The organism is Salipiger sp. PrR003 (assembly GCF_010500785.1).
Lineage (GTDB): Bacteria > Pseudomonadota > Alphaproteobacteria > Rhodobacterales > Rhodobacteraceae > Salipiger > Salipiger pacificus_A.
Map to the genome: position 1 here is coordinate 1 of NZ_JAAGOV010000097.1, position 6944 is coordinate 6944.

Consider the following 6944-nt stretch of genomic DNA (forward strand, 5'->3'; position numbering starts at 1 on the left):
GCAGCCCGTCGAACCCCTGCCCTGCCCTTCGGCCCCACGCGAGGCGCGCGCCCCGCGCGACTCTCCTCTGATCAATCTGCCAGAGCTTTCCAGCCTGCCCCCGGCCGAGGGGACGGGGCGGGCCTTGCAGGCGGCGAGCGGGACGCGCAGCCATATCGCGAAGGATGGCGAGCCGACTTGTGGGAAGGTCTGGCTTGATGCCCGGCCGAAGGCGGGGCGGGAGGAGTCAAGGGGTCCTTGGGCAGCGATGCTGAGCTACCCTTGGAAGGCCTTCGAAAGCACAACGCCTGATTTTTGGGCAGACTAGGTCCCAGCCAAGGCAGGAAGGGCCAAGGGGGTTTCTATCCACAGGGCTGCCCACTGCAACTGGGGATGAAAACCTTGGCACACCATGCAGCCATGCCGGCTGTGTTTTGCTGACGCGCGCCGCACGGCCGACGGACGGGTCCAGAGCGGACCAAGCTGCCCATACCTGCCTCCTCCGACGTGCCTGAGTCCGGATCATATCAGGCGCTTTTCGCGCAATTGCGATACTGCACCGCAGCCGCCAGGACGCCCCAGAGCGGGAGATAGTCGGGGCGAACCGGCGCATGGAGATCTGCAAGTCTCATTGCACGAACCGAACTTTCGATTACCCCTCCGCTGCAATCACAAACCGCCGAACATCGGTCGCTCAAAGCTCGCGACCCCTAAGAAGCCAGTGATCCGTCAATAAACCTTAACGTATCGTTCGATTTTCCGTCACATACCGCAGCTATCCCGACCACCGAAACAACGTGCAACCAGAATTGCAAAAAGGTGGTCCCCATGGACAGAAAACTTACCCGTATCGCCGGGCTGGGCCTCGCTGGCCTGCTTAGCTCAACCTCAATTGCGGCTGCAGAGGTCACCGTCGAATTCTGGCACAGCTTCGGTGGCTCGTCGGGCGACGCGCTGGCCGAGATCATCGCCAACTTCGAAGAAGCCAACCCCGGCATCACCATCGAAGCCGAGCATGTCGGCAACTACAATGACATCGTCGCCCGCCTGCAAGCCGCCATCCCCGCTGGCCGTGGCCCCGATGCCGTCATCATGGAAGTCACCCGCTACGGCCTGTTCGCCGACCGCGGCGTGCTGATGGACCTGACCGATTACCTGGAAGCCGATCCGCTGAAGGACGAACTGTTCGACTTCGCCCGCGAGGTCGGCGTCTACGAAGGCAAGAACTATATCGTGCCCTTCAACAGCTCGACCCCGGTGACCTATGTCAACAAGGACATCTTCGAGCGCGCCGGCCTTTCTGAGGACACGCCGCTGACCACCTATGACGAGATCCTCGCCGCCGCGCAGCAGATCCAGGCAAAGTTGGGCGACGAAGGCATCTATGGCATCGCGGCGCCCGGCCAGTTCGCGCGCTGGGGCTTGATCATGGATAATGACAGCGACCTGATCGACAGCGTGTCGGGCGAGATCCTGATCGACGCGCCGAACACCGTCGAGGCCTATGAATGGATGGCGTCGCTGGTGCATGACCACGGCGTCGCCTCGGCCGACAACGTGACCGACGAGAAGACCGGCCGCGACGCATTCTTCGCAGGCAATGTCGGGATCATGCTGAATTCGACCGGCAATTACCGCCAGTCCAAGGCGTCGCTGGGCGATGATCTGATCGTGCGCCCGCTGCCCTGTAACAAGGTCTGCGCCGCACCGATCGGCGGGGCCGGCATCGGCATCCTGTCGACGGCGGACGCGGAGGTGCAGGACGCGGCCTATGACTTCATCAGCTTCGCCGCATCGGCGGAATCGAACGCAATCTGGTTTGCGGGCACCGGCTATATGCCGATCAACCGCAACACCGCCGAGCAGCCGCTGGCGGCCGAGACGCTCGAGAACGAGCCGGGCATCCGCGTGTCGATCGAGCAGCTTGAAGTCGCCCGCGGCCGTCCGCGCCCGCCGGTCGTGACATGGATGCGCGCCACCGAGTACGACATGTGGCAGGCGATGGCGCTGGGTCAGCGAGAGGTCGAGGACACGCTTGCCGACTTCGCCGAGCGCACCCGCACCGAAGCAGACCGCATGGGCCAGTAAGCCCGGCAGAATTACCGGTGAGGGGCCCCGCTACGGGGCCTCTTGCCCGTCCGGTCCCGTGGTCCCCGCGCCCAAGGCACTTTTCCCCACATGCTTCGCAAACTGACCCCGTATCTGTTCGTGCTGCCGCTTCTCGGCTTCATGGCAGTCTTCACCTACATCCCGATCCTGCAAAGCGTGAACCTGTCGTTCCGCGAGTGGGATTTTATGTCGCCGACCAAGCCGTGGGTCGGGCTCGACAACTATCGGCTTCTGCTGACCTCGCGCGATTTCTGGAATTCACTGAAGGTCACAGCGGTCTTCGCGCTGATCTCGGTGCCGCTGCGGCTCGCGCTGGCACTGGCGGTGGCATCCTTCCTGATCCGCGAGACGGCGGTGTCCCGCATCACGCGCGGCGCGATCTTCCTGCCCGCCGTCACCTCCACAGTGTCGATCGCGGTGGTGTTTAGCTGGGTGTTCTCGACCGATTACGGTGCGATCAATGGGTTCATTGCCCTGCTCGGCTTCGACAAAGTGCCGTGGATGCAGGACCCGCAGCTTGCGCTGTACGTCATCATCTTCGTGAACACGTGGAAGCAGCTTGGCTATGACGTCATCATCTACACCGCCGGGCTTCAGGCGATCTCTATGGAATACTACGACGCAGCGGCGGTGGACGGCGGGCGCCGGTTCCATGTGTTCCGGCGCGTGACCTTCCCGCTCGTGATGCCGACCACGTATTTCCTGCTGGTGATCTCGGTGATCGACGCATTCCAAGTGTTCACCATCGTCGACGTGATGACGCGCGGCGGGCCCGCGGGCGCCACGGACATGATCGTCAACATGCTGTACCGCGTCGGCTTTTCCCTGTTCGACATTGGCACCGGGTCTGCGTTGGCCGTGCTGCTATTCATCTTCCTGATTGCGCTGGCCTTGCTGAAGGCTCGCGTGATCGGCCGGAGGGTCCACTATGACTCGTGAAACGTCCGCCCGTGCCCTTTGGATTATCAATGGCCTCACGCTGCTGGCCGCCGTCATCTTCCTGTCGCCGGTGCTATATTCCATTTGGATGAGCTTCCAGACATCGGATGCCTATTACTCCGGCGGAGTCGACTTCACGCTCCGCAACTACGAAGTGGCGGTCGGTCAGTACAATTTCGCCCGCTACCTGCTGAACTCGGTGATCGTGTCGGGGATCGTGACGCTGCTTGGAATCTCGTTTGCCACGATGGCCGCCTTCGCCTTTGCCCGGTTCGAATTCCGGGGTGGCAACCTGATGTTCAGTGCGGTGGTGGCGACGCTGATGATCCCCAGCCACATCACGCTGATCCCGAACTATCTGACACTGGCGCGCGCCGGGATGCTGGACAGCTACGCGGGCCTTATCCTGCCTGCGATCTCGTCGGGCTTCGCCGCCTTCTTCCTGCGCCAGTACATCCGCGGAATCCCCCGCGCGCTTGACGAGGCGGCATACATGGACGGCGCAACGCCACTGAAAGTGCTGTGGCGGGTGATCGTACCGATCTCGAAGCCGGCGATCTTCTCGATGGGGCTGCAATTGTTCATCGCCGAGTGGAACAACTACATTTGGCCGCTGGTCGCGATCAGCGAAAGCGACCTTTTCACGCTGCAAATCGGGCTGGCGCGGCTGTACCGCGTAAATCCGGGCGAGGACGTGATCGATTGGCCGCTGGTCATGGCGGCATCGACGATCACCATCCTGCCGGTCTTGCTTGGCTTCGTCCTCGTCGAACGCCACCTCGTGCGAGGCATCACGATGGGAGCGGTGAAATGAGCGCGACCCCGGAACACCAACAAGAAGACACCACAATGACTGATCTCCCTTCTTTCACCCGTATCGCCTCGCACCGGGGTGGCGCGCTGGAATTCGGCGACAGCACGCCGCGCGGCTTTCGCACCACTGCAGCGATGGCCGTGGACGAGGTCGAGTTCGACGTCCATCCCACCGCGGACGGCGCGATCATGGTACACCATGATGCCACGCTGGACCGCACCACCGACCGCACGGGCGCAATCCGCGATCTGCCCGAGGCGGCGGTACGCGCCGCCGTCATCGACTATTCCGGCGGGCAGCACCCGATCTCGCTCGCCGAGCTGTGCGATATCTACAGGGACAGCCGCGTCAGGCTGCGCTGTGAGATCAAACCGGGACCGGGCGGCATGGCTTATGCCGATTTCGCCCACCGCGTCGTGGCCGAGATTGAACGCTGCGGGATGCTGGCGAAAACCGGCTTCACATCGTTCCTCGTGCCAACCCTCGACGAACTGCGCGATGTCACCGACCGGCCTTTGCTTTGGTTGGTCAGCCCGCCGGTCCTGGCCCAGCTTGGCGCCAGCGCCGTAGCGCACCTGGCAAAGGCGCACGGCATCCCCGAGATCGGCATCAACGTCGACACCGCTACGGAAACGTTGCGCGATCACATTCGTGGCGAGGGGCTCGAGTTCGGCTGCTGGGCCGCACATACCACATCGCAGATCGACCACGCTCTGCAGCTGGGCGCCAAGGTGTTCACCACCGACCGCCCCAGCCTTGCCATTGCCCGCCGCGACGCATTCTACATGGAGACGGCATCATGAGCTCAATCACCCTTCGCGACATCCGCAAAAGCTATTCCAATGGCCCTCGGGTCCTGCATGGTGTCGACCTCGACATCGGCGACGGCGAATTCGTCGTCATCGTCGGCCCCTCGGGCTGCGGCAAGTCCACCCTGTTACGCCTGATCGCCGGGCTGGAACGCTGCGAGGACGGCGAGATCGTCATTGACGGTCGCCGCGCGAACGAACTCCCGCCGCAGGACCGCAATATCGCGATGATCTTTCAGAACTACGCGCTGTACCCGCACATGTCAGTGCTGGAAAACATCGCCTTCGGGCTGGAATTGCGCAAGGTCCCCCGCAAGACGCGCGAGGCCCGCGCCCGTGAGGTGGCCGAGACGCTTCAACTGACACCCTACCTCGACCGGAAGCCCGGCGCGCTGTCTGGCGGCCAACGGCAGCGGGTGGCGATGGGCCGCGCGATGGCGCGCGACACCTCGACCTTCCTTATGGACGAGCCGCTGTCGAACCTCGACAACGCCCTACGCAACGCGATGCGAACCGAAATCAAGACGATCCATCAGCGGCTAGGCGCCACCATCGTCTTCGTGACCCACGACCAGACAGAGGCACTCTCCCTTGCCGACCGGATCGCGGTGATGAAGGACGGCTACCTGCAGCAGTTCGACACACCGGCTGCGATCTACGACCGCCCGTCGAACCGCTTCGTTGCGTCTTTCCTTGGAACGCCGAAGATGAACTTCGTCACCTCCGACGCGGTCACAGGCTGGACCGGGAGGAGCGGAGTCGAGGTGGGCCTGCGCCCCGACACGCTGCGGCTGCATCGCAAAAAACCGGGCTCCGCGTCGATCGAGGCCCGGCTGACCCTGACAGAGATGACCGGAGCAGAGGTCGTGTTGCATTGCCAGACGCAGTCGGGTGTCATGTCCGCCATTGCCCACCGTGGGCAGGAGTTGCCCGCCCCCGGTGACCGAATCTGGCTGGAATACGACGTAGCCGCCGCGCACCTGTTCGACATGCAAAGCGGCGCGCGCGTCTGAAGCGGCGCGCTGCTGGGCCGGACGACAAGGCCCCTTAAAGAGATCATCCCTGCCGATGCAAAACCACGACACCGCGTTCTTGGACGACCTCATCACCCGCCACTCGGACCAGTTGACCGAGGCCGACACTCGCATTCTTGACGTGATGGTCCGCGATCCGATCCGCGCTGCGATGGAGAACGGCAAAGAGGTGAGCTTTCGCGCCGGGGTGCATCCCGCCTCCGCGGTGAGGCTGGCACGGCGGCTGGGGTTCAAGGGCTACCCGGAGTTCAGGGCTTTCCTTCAGCAGCGGCTGATCGAAGGCAACGGCGAGTTTGAGGATCCCACTGCCCGCATCGCCGCCCGGTTGGCCAAGGCGGGCGACGGCGGGCTTCTGGCCTCGGTTCTGGACAGCGAGATCACGGCGCTGGAAACCCTGCGCGCCAGCGTGACCGATGCCGACATCCGCGGCTTTTCCGAGGCGCTGCTGGGCGCGCGGCGAATTTTCATGTTCGGGCAAAGTCACGCCGCCACGCTGTGCCACCTCGTCGCGCTGCGCTTGCGCCGGTCTGGGTATGACGCGGTCGACCTGTCGCTGATGCAGCACCAGTGGCTGGAACACGTCGCAGGAATGACCGGCGACGACGTTGTATGGCTGATCAACTTCCGCAAGCTACCGGCGGCGGTTGCGCGGATCATGCAGGTCGCCGCCGCGCGCGGCGCGACGACGCTGGCGCTGACCGATAAGCGCGACGCCGCACTGCAACCGTCCCCCGTCCACCACATCGCGGTGTCGCGCGGGGAGGCGGGCGAGTCGCAAAGCCTAGTGGTGCCGATGACGGTGACGAACACGGTAATCCTCGACCTGGCGACCATCGACGACGGCCGCACGATGCGCGCGCTGGCCGAATTCCGCGACATGCGCGAGCGGCTGGCGCCGTATTGAACGGCGATTTCGCGGCGAGATTACAAAAGAAATAGCGGTTTTCGCGCAAGCGTACGGATGTGCTTCATTCTGTACAGCCTACTGTCAGGAGATCTGCACGAATGCGGATATTCCCCGACGGCAGCCAGCCACGCCGCGGCGAGCCTAAAGCAGCCGTTTGGGCTCAGAAGGTTAGACACGGGCTCGAGGACGAAGCCGATCACTGCGGTCAGTATCGACGCCCAGTTCGAGAAATCTCGCCGTTCGCCAACCGGGCGCTGAACTCATCAAGTGCGGACTTGGACTAAGCCGCTCTCGCGGCAGGGTGCCCGGTCCGACCGTTCGAGAATGAACCGCACTCCGCGCTTTTCCGATCA

At 63.6% G+C, this 6944-nt stretch carries 6 protein-coding genes; all 6 read left to right on the forward strand.

Going from position 1 to position 6944, the window contains the following annotated elements:
• The first annotated feature begins 807 nt into the window (after window positions 1-807).
• The 6 genes from G0D83_RS28180 (at window position 808) to G0D83_RS28205 (ending at window position 6588) form a co-directional block, all read left to right on the forward strand.
• Window positions 808-2067: an ABC transporter substrate-binding protein gene (locus G0D83_RS28180; protein ID WP_164197813.1), complete on the forward strand. Its 1260-nt coding sequence runs from the start codon at window positions 808-810 to the stop codon at window positions 2065-2067.
• 90 nt (window positions 2068-2157) lie between these two features.
• Complete coding sequence (locus G0D83_RS28185) at window positions 2158-3027, forward strand: carbohydrate ABC transporter permease (protein ID WP_164197814.1); 870 nt, start codon at window positions 2158-2160, stop codon at window positions 3025-3027.
• Window positions 3017-3841: a carbohydrate ABC transporter permease gene (locus tag G0D83_RS28190; protein WP_164197815.1), complete on the forward strand. Its 825-nt coding sequence runs from the start codon at window positions 3017-3019 to the stop codon at window positions 3839-3841. Before G0D83_RS28185 ends, G0D83_RS28190 begins: the two co-directional genes overlap by 11 nt.
• A gap of 35 nt (window positions 3842-3876) precedes the next feature.
• Window positions 3877-4644, forward strand: coding sequence for a glycerophosphodiester phosphodiesterase family protein (locus G0D83_RS28195; RefSeq protein ID WP_164197816.1), 768 nt, complete (start codon window positions 3877-3879; stop codon window positions 4642-4644).
• Entirely contained in the window at window positions 4641-5663 is a 1023-nt protein-coding gene (locus G0D83_RS28200; RefSeq protein WP_164197817.1) for an ABC transporter ATP-binding protein, read from the forward strand. Before G0D83_RS28195 ends, G0D83_RS28200 begins: the two co-directional genes overlap by 4 nt.
• 55 nt (window positions 5664-5718) lie before the next feature.
• Window positions 5719-6588 (forward strand): MurR/RpiR family transcriptional regulator, encoded by an 870-nt coding sequence (locus G0D83_RS28205; RefSeq protein ID WP_164197818.1) that lies wholly within the window; start codon window positions 5719-5721, stop codon window positions 6586-6588.
• Window positions 6589-6944: the final 356 nt, after the last annotated feature.